11 protein-coding genes are annotated in these 18808 nt (G+C 60.9%); 5 read left to right on the top strand and 6 right to left on the bottom strand.

Annotated features, from left to right (window positions below; genetic code table 11):
- The first annotated feature begins 22 nt into the window (after positions 1-22).
- The 4 genes from SGN16_RS13150 (at position 23) to SGN16_RS13135 (ending at position 4354) form a co-directional block, all read left to right on the top strand.
- Positions 23-1183 (top strand): FAD-dependent monooxygenase, encoded by a 1161-nt coding sequence (locus SGN16_RS13150; protein WP_210644663.1) that lies wholly within the window; start codon positions 23-25, stop codon positions 1181-1183.
- A gap of 618 nt (positions 1184-1801) precedes the next feature.
- Positions 1802-2629, top strand: coding sequence for a helix-turn-helix transcriptional regulator (locus SGN16_RS13145; RefSeq protein ID WP_210644661.1), 828 nt, complete (start codon positions 1802-1804; stop codon positions 2627-2629).
- Positions 2630-2716: 87 nt separating this feature from the next.
- Complete coding sequence (adeC, locus tag SGN16_RS13140) at positions 2717-4141, top strand: AdeC/AdeK/OprM family multidrug efflux complex outer membrane factor (RefSeq protein WP_210644659.1); 1425 nt, start codon at positions 2717-2719, stop codon at positions 4139-4141.
- A gap of 6 nt (positions 4142-4147) precedes the next feature.
- The gene (locus SGN16_RS13135) at positions 4148-4354 is read left to right on the top strand and encodes a hypothetical protein (protein ID WP_210644657.1); all 207 of its coding nucleotides are present in this window, start codon (positions 4148-4150) and stop codon (positions 4352-4354) included.
- A 79-nt stretch (positions 4355-4433) separates the two neighbouring features.
- Here SGN16_RS13135 and hemN read toward each other — a convergent pair whose 3' ends face one another.
- The 3 genes from hemN to SGN16_RS13120 form a co-directional block, all read right to left on the bottom strand.
- Positions 4434-5822 carry an oxygen-independent coproporphyrinogen III oxidase gene (gene hemN, locus SGN16_RS13130; RefSeq protein ID WP_210644655.1) on the bottom strand — a complete coding sequence of 463 codons (1389 nt, stop codon included), beginning with the start codon at positions 5820-5822 and terminating at the stop codon, positions 4434-4436.
- On the bottom strand, positions 5819-7192 hold the full coding sequence (locus SGN16_RS13125; protein WP_335944279.1) for a coproporphyrinogen III oxidase: 1374 nt from the start codon (positions 7190-7192) through the stop codon (positions 5819-5821). The genes hemN and SGN16_RS13125 overlap by 4 nt, the downstream gene beginning before the upstream one ends.
- A gap of 96 nt (positions 7193-7288) precedes the next feature.
- Positions 7289-7732: a hypothetical protein gene (locus SGN16_RS13120; protein ID WP_135845745.1), complete on the bottom strand. Its 444-nt coding sequence runs from the start codon at positions 7730-7732 to the stop codon at positions 7289-7291.
- Positions 7733-8138: 406 nt separating this feature from the next.
- Between SGN16_RS13120 and SGN16_RS13115 the strand changes: the two genes are divergently transcribed.
- On the top strand, positions 8139-13754 hold the full coding sequence (locus SGN16_RS13115) for a putative Ig domain-containing protein (RefSeq protein ID WP_335944278.1): 5616 nt from the start codon (positions 8139-8141) through the stop codon (positions 13752-13754).
- Positions 13755-14056: 302 nt separating this feature from the next.
- Here SGN16_RS13115 and SGN16_RS13110 read toward each other — a convergent pair whose 3' ends face one another.
- The 3 genes from SGN16_RS13110 to SGN16_RS13100 are packed head-to-tail and all read right to left on the bottom strand — an operon-like array spanning position 14057 to position 18493.
- Positions 14057-15406 carry a TolC family outer membrane protein gene (locus SGN16_RS13110; protein ID WP_210644649.1) on the bottom strand — a complete coding sequence of 450 codons (1350 nt, stop codon included), beginning with the start codon at positions 15404-15406 and terminating at the stop codon, positions 14057-14059.
- A gap of 2 nt (positions 15407-15408) precedes the next feature.
- A complete protein-coding gene (locus SGN16_RS13105; RefSeq protein ID WP_335944277.1) occupies positions 15409-16779 on the bottom strand; it encodes an HlyD family type I secretion periplasmic adaptor subunit in 1371 nt (456 codons plus the stop codon).
- A complete protein-coding gene (locus SGN16_RS13100; protein ID WP_335944276.1) occupies positions 16772-18493 on the bottom strand; it encodes a type I secretion system permease/ATPase in 1722 nt (573 codons plus the stop codon). The genes SGN16_RS13105 and SGN16_RS13100 overlap by 8 nt, the downstream gene beginning before the upstream one ends.
- Positions 18494-18808: the final 315 nt, after the last annotated feature.

The following is an 18808-nucleotide window of genomic DNA, read 5'->3' as shown; positions in this document are numbered from 1 at the left end:
GGCCAGATACAGGTGAAACAACATGACAGAACCCAGAAAAGCCATTGTGGCCGGCGCCGGTATCGGCGGCCTGACCGCCGCCATCGCGCTGCAGCGAGCGGGCTGGCAGGTCAAGGTCTTCGAGGCGGCCCAGACGCTGCGTACCGGCGGCACCGGTTTATCGATCATGGCCAATGCCATGGCGGCGCTGCACTCGATCGACGCCCACGTTCCAGTGGAGCAGGCAGGCCAGGTGATCCGCCAGTTTTTCTTCAAGAAACAAAACGGCGATCCCATCACCAGCATGCCTATCCACGAGATCGGCGAACAGTTGGGCCACCCCAACGTGAATATCCAGCGTCCTCTGCTACTGCGTGCCCTGGCGCAGCAACTCACACCTGACACCCTGACGACCGGATTGCGTTGCGTGGGTTATATCAATCTCCCGGATGGCGTAACGGTGCAGTTCGAAGATGGCAGCAGCCAGGAAGCTGATCTGCTGATCGGTGCAGATGGCCTGAACTCGGTGATCCGCCAGCAGATGCTTGGCGAGACACCCACCCGCCCATCGGGTTATGTCGCCTGGCTGGCGGTCACTCCCTTCAGCCATCCGGTCATGACCGACGGCTACGTGGCGCATTACTGGGGGCGTGGCAAGCGCTTCGGGCTCTGCGATGTGGGGGACGGCCAGGCGTATTGGTGGGGAACCTGCAACCATAAAAACGCAGCGGATGCCGCGCTCAATATCAGTAAACAGGAAGTGCTCGGCGCTTACGCCGGCTGGGCGCCGGAAGTCATGGCGGCCATCGAGGCGACACCCGAGAATGCCATATTGAAAATGCATGCCCGGGATCGCCATCCCGTGGAGCAATTCTGTGACGGCCATGTGGTGCTGTTAGGTGATGCGGCTCATCCCATGCTGCCCAGCCTGGGCCAAGGCGCGGCGCAGGCGATTGAAGACGCCGTGGTACTGGCCGATCGCTTGGCCCGAACGCCGGAGCTGCGCACCGCGCTGCTGCATTACCAGGCGTATCGACACCCCCGGGCCAATGGGATCGTCAACGCCGCTCGCTTCATGAGCGGTATCGAACAGGCCGAGTCGACGCTCACCTGTTGGCTTCGAGAATGGTATTTCCGCCTGACCCCGCAAAGCAGCCTGCGTAAAAAGAATATCGACATCCTGTCATTCAAGCCCTGCGCATAAACCATCAAGGGGATCAGTCACCGACCTGGGCCGGACGATGTGAAAGCGCGCCTGGTCGCCCGCGCCCGGGATGAGTCAATGACGAAAAACGACTCCCATATAGACAGAAAACGACATTTTTTATAAACGAGAATCGAGAAGATCAGCGTCTTTCGCCATAGCCTGAAGCCGGATTCCGGGCATTTTTGCCAGAAAATCTCTACCGTGAGGGCCGTCAAAAAAGCAGATGGCGAACGCCCTCACCGGGCCAAGAAAAGAACCCAAGCTATTGATTTAATAAAAATTCTACGGATAGACGCTCAGAATCAATCCCCCCGTTGCATTCACGTTCCGAGGAAAAGCCTTTCGTCAAAGAGTCAAATTTCTTCAAGGAGGCATCACCCAAACTGCCCCCCTCTGACCCGGAATGTCCCTGTTTTCCCTTACAGACTTTTCCTACACTGGAACGCTTAATAGCCCTACCAGCTGAACCGTTGTTTGTGAATGGATTCACAGGTGATATTTGACCCCAGGTATCAAATCCAGAAGAGGCTTCAGCATTTTGAGAAGCGGTCGGATTTTCTTCCGTCAACAATCACTGAGATGCAGAGCTTTTTCGCAGTATGCAGGATAAGCATAATGAATCGACATGCGTATATTGACGGTGCCGAGAAATCGCACCTCTACGTAGAGCTAGGAAAGCTGATTTCAAGTGTCGGGCACGAGAGTTTCTTGACCAACATGCACCAGATGATCGAAACATCCGTGCCGGTCAGTCGACTCGAATTGAGTGAGTGGACAGTCGACGATACCCAATCGAACGTCCTCGATGTCCAGTTGTTGGGGCACGCGGGCTTAGAGAAACACGCGCAAATGCAATCGGCTTGCCCTACCAGTGCGGTACAGCGCAACGATCACCCTTTGGTGAAAAGAGTGCTGGAGGTGGATGACGCCCTGCTGATTCACCTGAACGCCCGGATGAAGGACGAGAAAGGCAATACCTGCCTCGGCACATCCCATCAATGCAATCTGATTTCCCGCAAGGCCAATCGTCGTTGCGTGATCTCGTTGCATCGTTCTCAGATACAACGCGACTTTTCCCTCCAGGAACTGTCCTTTTTGAAATACCTCTCCGAGACCCTGCTGCCGCTGGCGGAGCGCCATGCGCACCTCAACCGGCAGTCTTGCTTCAAGACCCCTGGCAGCGCTGCGAGCCAATCACTCAATGCCGCTGACCAGACCCAGTTGCAGCGTGACTTCCATGAGCGATTGAGCCCGTGCGACGTGACCCTTTCGGTGCGGGAAAAAGAAGTGTGCCTGGGATTGCTGGCCGGTGGCACCGTACCGGAAATAGCAGAAAAGCTCAGGGTCAAGAACAGCTCCATCGAAACCTATCTCAAACGTGCCGCCGCCAAGCTGGGCGTCAGCGGGCGACATGGGCTGGCGAAATGGATGATCGGATCATGACGACGCGCGGCGGGCAAGCGCGGACCCAACAGAACCCGCCTACCCGCGCCTGCGGGACCTGAACGGGTACCACGATGAGGCAGGTCGATGCGTAGATTCTTGAGCCCCTTGGCGGCCGCGGCATTCATGCTCGGTGGTTGTTCGCTTATTCCGGACTACCAACGCCCCGATGCACCGATAGCTGGACAATATCCGCAGACATCCGCCTATGCCCCGGCCCTCTCGGGCCCTATCGCGGCTGAGCAGGGTTGGCGCGACTTGTTCCAGGATCCAGTACTGCAGCAACTCATCGACAGTGCGCTGGTCAACAACCGCGACTTGCGCGTGGCCGCCCTTAACGTCGAGGCGTACCAGGCGCAATATCGGATTCAGCGGGCGGACCTTTTCCCGGCAATCAGTGCCAGTGGCACAGGTTCACGCCAGCGGCTGCCGGCCGACCTGACGGGAACCGGCGCCCCGGGGATTAGCAGCTCGTATTCGGCAACCTTGGGGATCAGTGCCTATGAGCTGGACTTGTTCGGGCGAATACGCAGCCTCAGCGATGAGGCCTCGCTGGTCTACCTGTCCAGCGAAGAAGCCCGCCGCAGCAGCCAATTGAGTCTGGTGGCCAGCGTGGCCAGCGCCTACCTGACCTGGCGTGCCGATCAGGAACTGCTGGCCCTGACTCGCGACACGCTAGAGTCCTACGAGCAAAGCTTGCGCCTGACCGAGCGCAGTAATCAGGTCGGCACCGCCTCGGCGCTGGACCTGAGCCAATCACGCACGTCGGTGGAAAGCGCCCGGGCCAGCCTGGCCAAATTCCAGCGCCAGGTCGCCCAGGACCTCAACAACCTTACGTTACTGGTGGGCACGTCCGTCGCCGATGAGCTGCCCGGCCGCCCACTGGCGTCCGACTTGCTCAGCGAAGTGCCCGCAGGCTTGCCTTCGGACTTGTTGCAACGGCGGCCGGACATTCTTGAGGCCGAGTACCTGCTGCAATCGGCCAATGCCAACATCGGTGCGGCCCGTGCCGCGTTCTTTCCGAGCATCAGCCTGACCGCCAATGCCGGCAGCTCGAGCAGCGAACTGTCCGGGTTGTTCAAGGGTGGTTCGGGCAGTTGGACATTTCAACCGCAGATCAACCTGCCGATTTTCAATGCCGGCAGCCTTCGGGCGAGCCTCAATTATTCGAAGATCCAGAAAGACATCCGCGTGTCGCAATACGAGAAAGCCATCCAGACCGCCTTCCAGGAAGTGTCCGATGGCTTGGCGGCGCGCAAGACCTATAAAGACCAATTGATCGCCCAACGCGATCTGGTCCAGGCCAACCAGGACTACTACCGCTTGGCGGAACGACGCTATCGCATTGGCGTGGATAGCAGCCTGACGTTCCTGGATGCCCAACGCTCGCTGTTCAGCGCCCGACAAACCCTGATCGTCGACCGGCTGTCGCAGTTGCTGGCCGAGGTCAACCTGTACAAGGCCCTGGGCGGGGGTTGGGTAGAACGCACAAACAAAGTGACTGTGAGGTGACTGCAGATGGGCACATTCGAACCAGGGGCACTTGTACGCCTACGCTCGGGAGGTAAAACAATGGTGGTCAAACACTCTTCGTCGATCTCCCAGTTGCCCGATACCTTGCTGCTGCTGTGCGAGTACCGGGCCAAGAAGCGCCTGGTACAAGGCTTCTATGCGATCCGCGACTTGATTCCGATCTCCGGAACCCCGGGCGGCGAAAGATCCTAGCGAACCTGGGAATCGGGACGAACACCAGCCCTTGTAGCGAGGGCAGTCCGATGCCCCCTGCTCTTTCTTACCTGCGTCGTCAGACCGTACGTGAATACTGGACCGTCTTGTCGACTTCCAGATACGCGTCAAAAGCCATGGCGACGCTGCGCATCATCAATTGCCCTTGGGGCAGCAGCACCAGCGCTTGATCGGTGATGTCCAGCAGGCCGTCGCGAACCTGCTCGCGGAGACGCTCCAGCGCATCGGCGAAGTACTCGGTAAAACGAATGCCGTGCTCGGCCTCGATCTGGCCGAACTCTACCCGTCCATGGCACATCAGCTCGCTGATGACCTCGCGTCGCAAGCGATCGTCGTCGCTCAGGCGATAGCCGCGCTGCACGGGTAGCAGGCCTTGATCCAGACGGGCGTAATACTGGGAAAGCTCCTTGACGTTCTGGTTGTAGCTGTCGCCGACCTTGCCGATCGAGGACACGCCCAGGCCAATCAAATCGCAGTCGGCGTGGGTGGAATACCCCTGGAAGTTACGCTGCAGCGTACCCTGGGCGCGGGCGCGCACCAGCTCATCGTCCGGCAAGGCGAAATGGTCCATGCCAATGTAGACATAACCGGCTTCGGTAAGGCGATTGATGGTCAGCTCGAGCAGCTCCAGCTTGCGCTCCGGCGGCGGCATGTCTTCGGGGCGGATCATCCGCTGCGCCCTCACCCGTTGTGGCAGATGCGCATAGCTGTAGGCGGCAATGCGGTCGGGCCGCAGCGCGATGATCTTGCTCAAGGTGACATCGAAACTGGCGATGGTCTGCAGCGGCAAGCCATAAATCAGGTCCACACTGACAGACTTGAAGCGCGCCAGGCGGGCCGCCGCCACCAGCTCGGCCACCTGCGCCACGCTTTGCACTCGATTGACGGCGGCCTGCACCTGCGCGTCGAAATCCTGGACGCCGAAGCTCAAGCGATTGAACCCCAACTGACGCAGGCCTTGGATCTGTTGGCCATCGATGGTCCGAGGATCGACCTCGATGGAAAACTCATGCTCGTCGCTGTCATCCATGTCGAACGATTGGTGCAGGCAGTCCATCAGATCAGCCAATTGCTCATGGGTCAGGTAAGTCGGTGTGCCTCCTCCCAAGTGCAATTGGGTGAGTTTGCGCGAGCGGTCGAACAAGGTGGCCTGCTGGGCGATCTCGCGCTTGAGGTACGTCAGGTATTCGGCGGCGCGGTGGGTCTTGCGCGTGATGATTTTATTGCACGCGCAGTAATAGCAGAGGCTCTGGCAGAACGGGATATGGATGTACACCGACAACGGCTTGGGCACTGGCGCCTGGTTGCTGCGCTGGGCAGCGTGGCGGTATTCATCCATGGCAAACGCCTGGTGAAACTGCGGGGCCGTGGGATAAGAGGTGTAGCGCGGCCCCGGGCGGTCGTATTTTTCCACCAGGGCACGATTGAAACCGGATGCAGCATTCATGAAGGGTTCAACTTTTCAAAAGTGTGTGGGCCTGCGTCATCGAGCTCTGGATCGAACAGATTGCAGATCGCGTCCACATTCAGGCGCCCAGCGGGCAGGATGCCGATAAAACGGCTCGACAGTTCAATCAATCCCTTGTCGTGCAACACCTCCAGCAACGGCCAGATCGACGCAAAGTGCTCGCGAAACTGCAAGCCAAAACGCGCCTCGATGGCCGGGATATCCAATTCCAGGTCGCAGGAAAGCTGTTCGATCACGGTCGCACTGACCTGATCCTGCGCCTCACATCGCCAGCCACGACACACCGGCAACTGCCCGGCGTCCAGCTGCTGACAGTACTGCAGCAGATCGTCAGTGTTCTGCACGTACAGGTGTTCGATCTGGGTGACAGCCGACAAGCCAAACCCCACGTGATCGCAGCAACCGTGGCGGGTAAAACCCTGGCAATTGCGATGCAGGCGCCCGTGCTCCTGGGCGACCGCCAGGTCATCGTCGGCCCTGACGAACTGCCCCAGGCCAATGTAGTGATAACCTGCGCCGATCAATTGCTCGCAGCAAATCCGCCGCATGGCCTCCTTGTCCGCCTGGCTGCAAAAAGCGCCGGCCACTCCGGCGTTCTTCGAGCGGTAACGATAAGGCGCACGGGCATAGTCAAAAACGTGCAGCCGGTCCGGCTCCAGCTCGATCAGCGTGGCCAGCTTCAGGGCGAAACTGTGGGGCGTCTGCCAGGCATGGCCATAACCAAGGTCAATGTTGATCGAGCGAAAACCAAAGGTGCGCGCGGCATCTATCAGCGAATGAATCGGGGCCGGGTTCTGGTAGCAATCGACCGGCAAATCACAGTCAGCACCGATGTCGGGCACACCTATGCTGACATGGGTGAAACCCTGGTCACGAATCAGGCCCATGGTCGACCAGTCGGTGTGGTGCAGATCCACTTCGATGCTGTGATCGCCGCTGTCGTATTCGCAGAAGTCGAAGCGTTTGCGCAGATCGCTCATCAGCTTCTGCAAATGCGCGATCACGGGGGTGCCACCGGTCAGGCAAAACTGTTCGACCCGCCGCCCCGCGCCCAGGTGACAGCCGACCAGGCCCATCTCGTACGTCAGGCGTTGCAGATAGCCCTCGATTTCCCCGCACCGGCACACGCTGGCCAACGGCGAACACGAGGCCAGTCTCAAACGCGAAGGCAGATGCACCGAAAGGGACAGGGGGCGCCGCGTCTGGCGGCTGTCGCGCAACCCGCGCAACAGATCGAGCGAGCCGATGCCGCCATGGAATTTTCGCGTGCCGACCGGGCAATTGGCATCAGCCACCACCGGGGCACTTCCCGCGGGTCGCTCACCGAGGGTTTGAAACAGGTCGAACATGACAATCTCCGAGTGGCAGCACAGCGACAGTGTCCGACGTTACCCGCCGGGGCTCCTTGACCTGTATCAAGCGCCTTGGAACCACGCCGTTATCGCTCACCACGTGACGTAGAACATGCCCTTGGCCAACAACACAATCGCCACCATATGGAGAAACACACTGGTGTGGATGATGTGCACGTAACGGGCGTTCATGCGGGCACTCCTGAACAACCACATGGCCCAGAGAAAGTGTCCCAGCACACTGCCCGCCAGCAGGATCTTCAACCCCAGCAGCAAACCGAAAGATGATTGCAACGGCGACGACAGTAACGGCCAATAGCGTAGCCAGACCATGGCGCCACCTGCGCCGAACAGCACCAACAGCACCCAAGGCATCAACTGGCGCGCGCGTTGGCTGATGCCTTGCTCCAACAGCACCATGACCTTGGCAGGCAATTGTTTGCGGATGCTCTCCAGGAACAACACCTCGAAAAACACCGTGCCGATGAAAACCAGCGCGGCGAACAGGTGCAGGGTCAAAAACAGCGGATAACTCATGGGACTCCTCGGCCACCCTGCTTCAGCGGGCGGTTTATACGAGGTTATCGCGCTGGCGGTGCGCGGGGGTTGATGCCAATCAAGGAACGCGTGTGTCCGGTATAAGCCACACCACCGCCCCCTGAGGGAGCCAGCTTGCTCGCGATAGCGCCGGATCAGCAGCATGAGTGTTGCCTGACACACCGCCATCGCGAGCAAGCTCGCTCCCACAGGATTACGCCGCTGAAAGCGTCAACATAACGTTACTTTTTTGAAACACCTCACAACCGTTGATCAGTTACTCCGTTTTTTTGACACTTCACCGATATTCGGTCACAACTTTTGCGCTCCGCTGGGTCATAACACTTTGGCTGCCGATGGAATATTGGCATCTAGCGCGGTTTTAGCCAGATACGGAGATAAGCTCATGATTTTCAACGTACAAGATTTTGGCGCCAAAGGAGATGGCATCACCGATGACACGGCGGCGATACAAAGTGCGATTGATGCGGCGGCCGCGGCAGGTGGAGGTCAGGTGTACATGCCGACCGGGACTTATATCGTTTCGGCAGGCGAGGAACCGTCCGACGGCTGTTTGATGCTTAAAAGCAACGTCTATCTGTACGGCGACGGCATGGGCGAAACCACAGTCAAGGTGGCTGATGGTTCCGACACCAAGATCACCGGGGTCATCCGCTCGGCTTATGGCGAGGAAACCCACGATTTCGGGGTCAGCAACCTCACCATCGACGGCAACCGCGACAACACCACCGGCAAGATCGACGGCTGGTTCAACGGCTACATCCCTGGCGAAGAAGGCTACGACTCCAACGTCACCCTCGACAGTGTCGAGATCAAGGATTGCTCAGGGTACGGTTTCGACCCTCACGAGCAGACCGTCAACATGGTCATCAAGAACAGTGTGTCCCACGGCAACGGCCTGGACGGCTTCGTTGCTGACTTCCTCAGCGACAGCACTTTCGAAAACAACGTGGCCTACGACAACGACCGCCACGGTTTCAACATCGTCACCAGCACCCACGATTTCACCATGACCAATAACGTCGCCTACGACAACGGCGGCAATGGCATCGTGGTCCAGCGCGGCAGCGAGGACATTCCCTCCCCCAGCAACGTCACCATTACCGGTGGCGAGGTGTATGGCAACGGCGCCGAAGGGGTGCTGATAAAGCTGTCCAGCGAAATCACCGTCAGCGACGTCGACATCCACGACAACAGCAGCGCCGGGATTCGTATCTACGGCAGCAACCACGTCGAGATCCTCGACAACACGCTGAACAACAACTCCCTGGGCGGCGCCGTACCGGAAATCATCATCCAGTCCTACGACGATACCCTGGGCGTATCCGGCAAGTACTTCAACGGCAGCGATAACACCATCCAGGGCAACATCATCAGCGGCAGCGACCTGTCGACCTATGGCGTCGCCGAACGCAACGAAGACGGCACCGATCGCAACGCGATTATCGGCAACACCATCAGCCACACCAGCAAGGGCGCCACGCTGGTCTATGGCGATGGCAGCTACGTCAGCGACACGGTACCGATGACCACTGTGCAAGGTACCGCGGGCAACGACACCCTGCTGGGCAGCGCCGCCAGCGAGATTTTCTATGGTGGGGCCGGCAACGACACCATCAATGGCGGGGCCGGTGTCGATATTCTGGTGGGCGGCGCGGGCATCGACAAACTCACCGGCGGCGCTGGCGCCGATACATTCCGCTTCGTCGCTCAATCCGACAGTTACCGCAACGCCACCTCCAGTTTCGATGACACCATCACCGATTTCGATGTCACCCAAGACAAGATCGACCTCGCCGGTCTCGGCTTCACTGGCCTGGGCAATGGCCGTGGCGGTACCTTGCAGGTCAGTTACAGCGCCAGCAGCAACCGCACCTACATCAAGGACTACGATGCCGATGCCAGCGGCAATCGCTTCGAACTGATCCTCACGGGCAACCTGACCAGCACGCTGACGGCCAGCAACTTCATCTTCAATCGGGTGGTCACCGGCACCAGCGGCAGCGACTCGCTGCTGGGTAGCGATTCGGCCGATACCCTGCTCGGCCTTGCGGGCAACGACAGCCTCAGTGGCGGCGCCGGTGACGACAAACTCGACGGCGGTGCCGGCATGGACACCCTCACCGGCGGCGCCGGGGCGGACACCTTTGTGTTTTCCAATCGCCTGGACAGCTACCGCAACTACAACACCGGCGGCGCCAACCTCGGTGACCTGATCACCGACTTCAATGTCAGCGCCGACAAGATCGACCTCTCGGCCATGGGCTTCACCGGCCTGGGGGATGGCAAGAACAACACCGTGTACCTGGTGCTCAACAGTACCGGGACCAAGACCTACATCAAGTCCCTGGAGGCCGATGCCAATGGCAACCGCTTCGAAGTAGCGCTGGACGGCAATTACCTCAACACGCTGACCAGCGCCAACTTCGTGTTTGCCACTTCGCCAACGGTCAACCATGCGCCAGTGGTGGCAACGGCATTGCTGGATCAGAACGCCACCGAAAACACCCCGTTCAGCTACGTGGTGCCGGCCACCAGTTTCAGCGACCCAGATAACGACAGCCTCAGCTACACCGCCAAATTGGCCGATGGCAGTGCGCTGCCCAGTTGGCTGGTCTTCGATGCAGCCACCCGCACCTTCAGCGGCACGCCCAGCGACACCGCATCGGGCACTTACTCCATACAGGTCACCGCGACCGACGGCAGCAATGCCACCGTCAGCGACAGCTTTACCCTCGCGGTGCAGGATGTACCCGCGCCCCCAACCATCATCAACGGCACGCCGAACAACGACACGCTGACCGGCACTGCGGCCAACGAGCAACTGTTTGGCGGCGCCGGCAACGACACCCTTAACGGCGGAGCGGGCAACGACATCCTGGTGGGTGGTACCGGCGTGGACAAACTCACCGGCGGCGCGGGGGCCGACGTTTTCCGTTACACCTCCAAGCTCGACAGCTACCGCACCAGCTCCACCAGCGCCAGTGACCAGATCCTCGATTTCGACGTGGCCGCCGACAAGATCGACGTCTCGGCACTTGGTTACACCGGCCTGGGCAATGGCCTGAACGGCACGCTGCAAGTGACCTACAGCGCCTCCTCCAATCGCACCTACCTCAAGGACCTCACGGTCGATGCCAACGGCAACCGCTTCGAGGTGTCGCTGGCGGGCAATCTGGTGAGCAGCCTGACCGCCAGTCATTTTGCCTTCGCCGACCAGAACACACCCAGCAACGTGGCGCCGGTCGTGGCCATACCGCTCCTCGACCAGAATGCCACCGAAAGCACGCCGTTCAGCTACACCGTGACTCACGACAGCTTCACCGACGCCAACCAGGACGTGTTGACCTACACCGCGACCCTGGCCGATGGCAGCGCCCTGCCCACCTGGCTGAGCTTCAATGCCAGCAACCTGACCTTCACCGGTACGCCCACCAGCACTGCGTCCGGCAATTACAACGTGCTGGTCAAGGCTACCGATCCGTCAGGCGCATCGGTCAGTGACAGCTTCGCCCTGGTCGTCGCCGATGCCCCCGCCAACACCGTCACCGGCACCAATAACGCCGAGACCCTCAATGGCACGGCAGGCGCGGACCTGATCCTCGGCCTCGGCGGCAACGACACGATCAAGGCCGGCACCGGCGCAGACGTTGTCGATGGCGGTGCCGGACGCGACTCGCTGTACGGTGGAGACGGTGCCGACACTTTCCGCTACACCAACGTGCTCGACAGCTACCGCGACTACGACACCGGCGGCGTCACCGCCACCGACACGATCTATGACTTCACCGTGGGCGTCGACAAAATCGACGTTTCAGGATTGGGCTTTCTCGGCCTTGGCGATGGCAGCAATGGCACGCTGTACATGACCCTGAACGCGGCTGGTGACAAGACCTACATCAAATCCGCCGAGGCTGACGCCGATGGCAATCGCTTTGAAATCGCCCTCAACGGCAACTACCTCAACACGCTGACCGCCAGTGATTTCGTGTTCGGCGAACGCGCCCAGCAGGACATCCTCTACCTGCCGACCCTTGGCCAATCCAATGCGCGCCTGCTGCGCATGACCGAGGACGACGACCAGTCCGGCACCTCGATGCTGGTCAATGACCTGGACCGTTACACCACCTATGACGTGCGCAGCCAGTTCACCGATGCCGACGGCAATGGCATCGACATCGCCGTCGGCGGCAGCACGGTCAACGGCCTGTCCACCCTGGGGCCCGATGAGCTCAAATTGTGCTGGTGGTTGACCGACACCAACCAACCGGGGCCCGCGCTGTTGCGGGCCGTGACGCTGCTGCGCGAGCAACTCACCGAACTGCAATCGATCGATAACGTCACCATGGGCATCATTTGGGGCCAGGGCGAGGAAGCCGCCCAAGAGATCGCTCGGTCCACGGACAAAGCGGCGGCAGCTGCGGCTTACAAGGCCGCGACGCTGAAGGTGTTTGATTACCTGCATGCCCAGTTCGGCAATTTCAGCGTGTACATGATGGAGACCGGTCACTACGAAGAGGATGCGGCCCGGGCCCGGGGCTATTCGGAGGAGAAAATCGCCTCCATCGTCGAGGGTGTCGGCTACGTCCGTGCCGCCCAGGAGGCCATCGCCGCCGAGCGCGCCGACGTCAAGCTGGCGGTGGACTACACCGACCTGCCCCTGCGCTATGAAGTCGATCCGCTGGTGTATCCCGACGACGTCTGGCACCTGCACGAGGAGTCGGCGGAAATCGTCGGGCAACGCCTGGCCGACTACATCGCCGATGACCTTGGCTTCCAGGGCAACCCCAACGACAACAACAGCGTGCAGGACATTTTCGATAACGCACAGAACCAGGGCGGACATATTGCCGGCACCGACCAGGACGATACCCTGGTGGGCAGCTCGGGCAACGACACGCTGGATGGCGACCTCGGCGCCGACACCATGACCGGTGGCGATGGCAACGATATCTACGTGGTCGACAACGCGTTCGATAGCGTGGTGGAAACCAACACTTCGACCTCGCAGATCGACACCGTGCAAGCCTCGGTCAGTTGGACCCTGGGCGCCAATCTCGAAAACCTGGTGCTCACCGGGGTATCGGACATCGACGGCACCGGCAACGAGCGGCGCAACTTCATCACCGGCAACGCCGCCAATAACGTGATCGATGGCGCCGCAGGGGCCGACAGCATGAGCGGTGGCGATGGCAACGACACCTACTACGTCGACAACGCCGATGACGCGGTGATCGAAACCAACAGCAATGCGGTGCCCGGCGGCATCGACAGTGTCCACAGCAGCCTGGCGGCCTATACCCTGGGCAACAATGTCGAGAATTTGTATATCGACAGCACGGGCGCCGCCAATGGCACGGGCAACGCCTTGGACAACACGCTGTTCGCTGGTGCCGGCAACAACGTACTGGATGGGCGCGACGGCAACGACACGGCCTCGTTTGAACGTGCCCTGGCCGGCGTTACCGTAAACCTCTCGACCTCTGCGCAACAAAACACCGTGGGGGCCGGCCTCGACACCTTGAAGTTCATCGAGAACCTCACCGGCAGTGCCTACGCCGACAGCCTGTCGGGCAACAGCGCGGCGAACATTCTGAACGGTGGCGCAGGCAACGATACGCTGGTGGGTGGTTCGGGTGATGATCGGCTGATTGGCGGCGCAGGCACCGACAACCTCACCGGCGGCACGGGCGCGGATACCTACGCGTTTGGCGCGTTGTCGGACATGGGCGTCGGCGCTTTGCGCGATGTGATCAACGGTTTCAAGACTACCGAGGGTGATCATCTGGACCTCACCGGCCTGGACGCCAACCCGCTGACCGCCACTGTCGACGCCTTCACGTTCATCGGCAGCAACGCCTTCGACCCCACTAACGCCACCGGCCAACTGCGCTTTGCCGATGGCATTGTCTACGGCAGTACCAACGCCGACGCCACCCCCGAGTTCGAATTCGAACTGGTGGGCGTCAAGGAGCTGCACGCCAGCGACTTTACCGCCTGATCTGATGGGGTGAGTCTTCAGCATGGATGCTGATCGACCCACCGCTATCGCGAGCAGGCTCGCTCCCACAATGGGTCTTTAGTGGACACAAAGCCTGTGTTTGGCACAGATCTTCTGTGGGGGCGAGCTTGCTCGCGATGGCGACGGCACATTCAACATCGATGCGCAGCGACCCAGCGCTTTCGCGAGCAGACTCGCTCCCACAGGGGATTGGCTGAGCCTGAAAAATCGAGGTTCGCCAGAGAACCAATGTGGCGAGGAGATTTATTCCCTGCCCACAAGGATCCAGGAATTTGGGCTATTCAAAACAGGCTTTGCACCTGCTCCAGGACCGCGCGGTTCATCTGGCCCGTGTGGGTGTGCAGGCTGACATAGCTTTGCAGCATGTCGAGTTTGGTGTTGAGCAGATCCCGACGGGCCTGGAATAGCCGTTGCTGTGCATCGAGAATGTCCACCGTAGAGCGCACGCCACCCTGGAAGCCTTTTTCCGTGGAGGTCAGTGCCCGCTGATTGGACTCCACCGCGCGCTGCATCGCCTTGCTCTTGGCGAACCCGGCCACCACACCCAGATAATCGGTTTCGATATCCTCGGCCAATTGTTGCCGCTGCACGTCATAGTCGGACTGGGCGCCGGCCAGTTGCGCTTCGGCCTTGGCCACGGAGGCGCGTACCGCGCCGCCACGATACAACGGAATATCCAGTTGCACGCCTACGTAGTAGGTGTCCTGACGCGGGTCGAGTTCTTGATACTGGCGGGTTTCCCGACGGGTCAGTTGCGTGGTCAGCGACAAGGTCGGGTAATGCCCGGCACGCTGGCTGTCAGCCTGGGCCTCGGCGACTTTCACCGCCGCCAGCCGCGCGGCAAGATCGGGGCTGGCCTCACGGGCAATCGCCGTCCAGTAGGCCAAATCCTGCTCCGGCGGGATCGGGCTACCGGCGGCAATCTCCTCGCGCATCGGCTGGATATCATCGATGGGCACGCTGGCACGACCGGACAGTGCCCGCAACGCCGCCACTCGGCGGGCCTGGGCTTCGGTCTCCTGGGCCTCCACCAGATCGAGCCGGGCCTGGGCTTCATCGATATCGGTGATCGCCCCCTGGCCACCCTGATAGAGCTTTTTGCTCTGGGTGACCAACCCATTGATGACCGTTTTCTGCTGGGCGATCAGCTTGATCTCGTTCTCAGCCCGGGCGACATCGAAATAACCCTTGGCGACCCGGTCGAACAGGGTCTGGCCGGCGACGTCGAATAGCTGGCTGCCCAATTGCCCCCTGGCCTTGCCCTCTTGATACGCCGCCCAACGCCCCTTGTCGTAGAGCGGTTGCTGCGCCGCCAGGGTGACGTTGTTGGCCTGGTAATCGTTACTGTTGACGTAGCCGCTGTCGTCACCGCCGTCGGTACGCCCGCCATAGCCATAGCGCGAGGACAACGACACTTGCGGGTAGAGACCACCACGACCGATGTCTTCTTCATGCCGCGAAGCCTCGAAGGCATGGGCGGCCGATTGCACGGTTGGATCGTTGAGGCGCGAGGCATCGTAGGCGGCGGTCAGGCTCAGACCTCCTTCGCCAGCCCACACAGGATTGATCGCCGCCCAACTGGTATACAGGCTTAGCAATACACGAGAGCGGTAGCGGCAACGGTCGGTCATGCTCATTCCTCTTTGAAGGCCGCAAGCAAGCGTTCGCGCAGGGGTTTCATCAGGTAATTCATCAAGGTCCGTTCGCCCGTCACCACCGTGACATCGGCGAGCATGCCGGGGCGCACCAACAGTCCGGCGTTCTGCAACGAAGCGACGGTGTCGGCGGGAATCTCGACCTTGGCCGAGAAATACGGCTGGTGTGTCTGCTCATTGATCAACTGGTCCGCCGACACCGTGGTCACCGTGCCGATGACCGTCGGTGTATCCACCCGTTGCAGCGCGGTGAAATGCACATGCACCGGCAAGCCCGGGCGCAATTTGTTGGCCATCAGCGGCTCGAAACGCGCGGTGATCGCCATCGGCGCGTCCAGCGGCACCACCTGCATCAGGGTTTGTCCGGCCTGAGCGACACCGCCCACGGTATGAATGCTCACGTCCATGACCTGCCCGGCCACAGGCGCACGGATCGCCCCGTTGTCGACTTCGAACTGCAGCGCTCGAATCTGATCGGCATAGCCGGCCGCTTCGGCAGACACTTCGCTGAGTTGGGTTTCGGCGTCGCGGCGGAACTCCTGCTGCGCCTGCAAGGCCTTGAGCCGGCTTTCGTTGATCGCCTGGCGAGTCCTGCCGATATCGCCCACGCCGGAAGCGATCTGCCCCGCCAATTGAGCCGCATTGCGCTCGGCTTCGAACAGCTTGTTGCGCGGAACGTAGCCTTCACGGGCCAGGTCACGCAGCCCCTCAAGCTCCTGTTGCTGGAAGCGCATCTGCGCGTCGTAGTTACGCTTGACGCCTTCATAGCCAAGCAACTGCTGCTGCAACGCCACAGCTTCGTGCTCGATGATCTGCAAGCGGCTGCCCAACTCCGCACGGCGGGTCAGGAACAACTGGCTCTGCAAGGCCATGGCCGCCTTGACCCGCGGCTCGTCGGCGTGCGCCAGCAGCTCGGCCGGCCACTGGATCTCGGCGCTGCCCAGGCGCTCGGCAATCAACCGCGCCTCGACGCTGCGGTCGTTGAGCAACTTGCCCAAGGTCACGTCCAGCTGCGACTGCGCCTGCACGGTATTGAGCTGCACCAGCAACTGCCCCTGGGCGACACGATCGCCATCGCTGACCAGCAGCTTTTCCACCACTCCGCCGACCAATGACTGCACAGCCTTGCGCTCACCCGCCACCACCACGGTGCCGCTGCCGACGACACCCTGGTCGAGCGGCGCCAGGCAGGCCCAGAGCAGCGCCCCGCCCAGCGCCAGGACCAGGAAAACCACGCCATAGCGGGCGGCACCGCCAGCGTCGGTGCTGGCGGTGGGCAGCGTATGGGCACCGAGTACGCTCAGCCCTTGCTCGCTGTACGCTTGTGTACCTGGAGTCAGATCACGCATCGCCGCCAGCCTCCCTTACCGCGGTCGGCCTGGGCGCTGGCATCAAAGCCTTGAGCACCCGGTCCCGCGGGCCGAATGCGTGTTGGGTGCCGTCCTTGAGCACCAGGATGTGATCGACCACCGCCAGCACATTCGGCCGGTGAGTAATCAGCACCACCGTACTGCCAGCGGCCTTGAGGGCGTTGATGGCCTGCAGCAACGCCAACTCACCGGCTTCATCGAGATTGGAATTGGGCTCGTCGAGCACGATCAGCGTCGGATGGCCATACAGCGCACGGGCCAGCCCGAGGCGTTGTTTCTGGCCACCGGACAAACCAAGCCCGCCGGGCCCCAACGGCGTGTCGTAACCCTTGGGAAACCTCAGGATCATCTCGTGGATACCGGCGTGACGACTGGCGGCGATGATTTTGTCGGCATCCTGCTCGCCGAAACGGGCAATGTTGTCGGCCACGCTGCCGTCGAACAGCTCGATGTCCTGCGGCAGATAGCCCAGGTGTGGGCCCAGGGCGTCATGGGACCATTGGCTGATCTCGGCATCGTCCAGCCGCACCGATCCGCCCATGGCCGGCCATACCCCGACCAATGCCCTGGCCAGGGTCGATTTACCACTGGCGCTGGCGCCGACAATGGCAAGCACATCACCTTTGGCCAGGCTGAAATTGATCCCCCGCAGGATCGGCTGTGTGGCCCCGGGCGGGCCGACATACACCTGTTCCAGGCGCACCGCGCCGCTGGGCGGGGGCAAGGGCATGCGCAGGCGATCACGCGGATGCTGGGTCAGTAGTTGGCTCAGGCGCTGGTAGCTCTGGCGCCCGGAGTTGAACTGTTTCCACGAACCGATGGCGATTTCCACCGGTGCCAAGGCCCGCCCCAGCAGCAGCGACATCGCAATCATCATGCCCGCTGACAGCTGGCCTTCGAGCACCAGCAACGCCCCAAGCCCCAGGGCCAGCGACTGCCCGGAGATGCGCACGAAACGGGTCGTCGAGGTGATACGGGCACTGCGGTCGCTGGCGTGGGCCTGGGCGGCAATGATGCGTTGTTGCAGCAAGCTCCAGCGCTGGCGCAACGGCCCGAGCATGCCCAGCGCCTGGATGACCTCGGCATTGTGCAGCGTGCTGTTCACATAGATCGACGACTGCACGCCCAGTCGATTGGCCTCCCCCAGGCGCGCCCGGGTCGCCAGCTCGCCCCACAGCGCCAGGCCGATCAGCACCAAGGCGAGCACCAGGGTCAGCACCCCGAACCACGGATGAAAGATGAACGCCACCAGCAAGAAGATCGGCAACCACGGCGCGTCGAGCAAGGCGATCAAGCCCTGCCCGGTGATCAACTGCCGCAGCGTCGCCAGGTCGCTGAGCACCTGCGCGGGGTTGGCGTTGTGCTCACGCAGGCTGCGGGCGAAAGCGGCGTCGAAAATCCGCTCGCCCAAGGCATCGTCCAGCCCCGCGCTCATGCGAATCATCACCTGGCCGCGCACCCACTCGATCAGGGCGCTGAACATGAACAGGCCCAGGGCGATCAAGGTAAGCATGAACAAGGTGGTTTCGTTGCGGCTGGTCAGTACCCGATCGTAAACCTGCATCATGTAGAGCGATGGCACCAACACCAGCAGATTGATCACGCCACTGAACAGCGCCAAGGACCAGAAAACCCGGCGATAGCTGAGCAAGGCAGCATCAATGTCATGACGCGGATCGAGTAGAAAACGCATAGAGAATCAAACCCGCAAAGGAATAGTCGGTCCCGGCGCAATCCATCGCGAGTTATTTGCCCTAAGGCGTCAAAAAAAAGTGCGTCATGTTGCTGACGTGCAGCTATCTGAGCCGATCGTCGGCGCTACGGGCGCCAAATACTGACAACGTAACATTAGGTTAGTGCCGGACCCAGGGAGGGTGTTTGCACATCAATGACCAGTGGAATGCTGCCCTTCAAAAAGGACACTCGCGAAATAACTGCTTTAAAAATTTTACTCGGTTAAGTATTTTGCTTGGGTACAGGTGTAGGCCATGCCACAAACCTGTGGGAG

This window comes from Pseudomonas sp. G166, assembly GCF_037027455.2.
Lineage (GTDB): Bacteria > Pseudomonadota > Gammaproteobacteria > Pseudomonadales > Pseudomonadaceae > Aquipseudomonas.
This window is presented reverse-complemented; position numbering and strand designations above follow the sequence as displayed.

What these genes read in the sequence shown, in the direction of transcription:
- SGN16_RS13145 (WP_210644661.1), top strand. Translation starts at nt 1,802, where the DNA reads ATGAATCGACATGCGTATATTGACGGTGCCGAGAAATCGCACCTCTAC.
- SGN16_RS13100 (WP_335944276.1), bottom strand. Translation starts at nt 18,493, where the DNA reads ATGCGTTTTCTACTCGATCCGCGTCATGACATTGATGCTGCCTTGCTC.
- SGN16_RS13125 (WP_335944279.1), bottom strand. Translation starts at nt 7,192, where the DNA reads ATGTTCGACCTGTTTCAAACCCTCGGTGAGCGACCCGCGGGAAGTGCC.
- SGN16_RS13120 (WP_135845745.1), bottom strand. Translation starts at nt 7,732, where the DNA reads ATGAGTTATCCGCTGTTTTTGACCCTGCACCTGTTCGCCGCGCTGGTT.
- SGN16_RS13110 (WP_210644649.1), bottom strand. Translation starts at nt 15,406, where the DNA reads ATGACCGACCGTTGCCGCTACCGCTCTCGTGTATTGCTAAGCCTGTAT.
- SGN16_RS13105 (WP_335944277.1), bottom strand. Translation starts at nt 16,779, where the DNA reads ATGCGTGATCTGACTCCAGGTACACAAGCGTACAGCGAGCAAGGGCTG.
- hemN (WP_210644655.1), bottom strand. Translation starts at nt 5,822, where the DNA reads ATGAATGCTGCATCCGGTTTCAATCGTGCCCTGGTGGAAAAATACGAC.
- SGN16_RS13115 (WP_335944278.1), top strand. Translation starts at nt 8,139, where the DNA reads ATGATTTTCAACGTACAAGATTTTGGCGCCAAAGGAGATGGCATCACC.
- adeC (WP_210644659.1), top strand. Translation starts at nt 2,717, where the DNA reads ATGCGTAGATTCTTGAGCCCCTTGGCGGCCGCGGCATTCATGCTCGGT.
- SGN16_RS13135 (WP_210644657.1), top strand. Translation starts at nt 4,148, where the DNA reads ATGGGCACATTCGAACCAGGGGCACTTGTACGCCTACGCTCGGGAGGT.
- SGN16_RS13150 (WP_210644663.1), top strand. Translation starts at nt 23, where the DNA reads ATGACAGAACCCAGAAAAGCCATTGTGGCCGGCGCCGGTATCGGCGGC.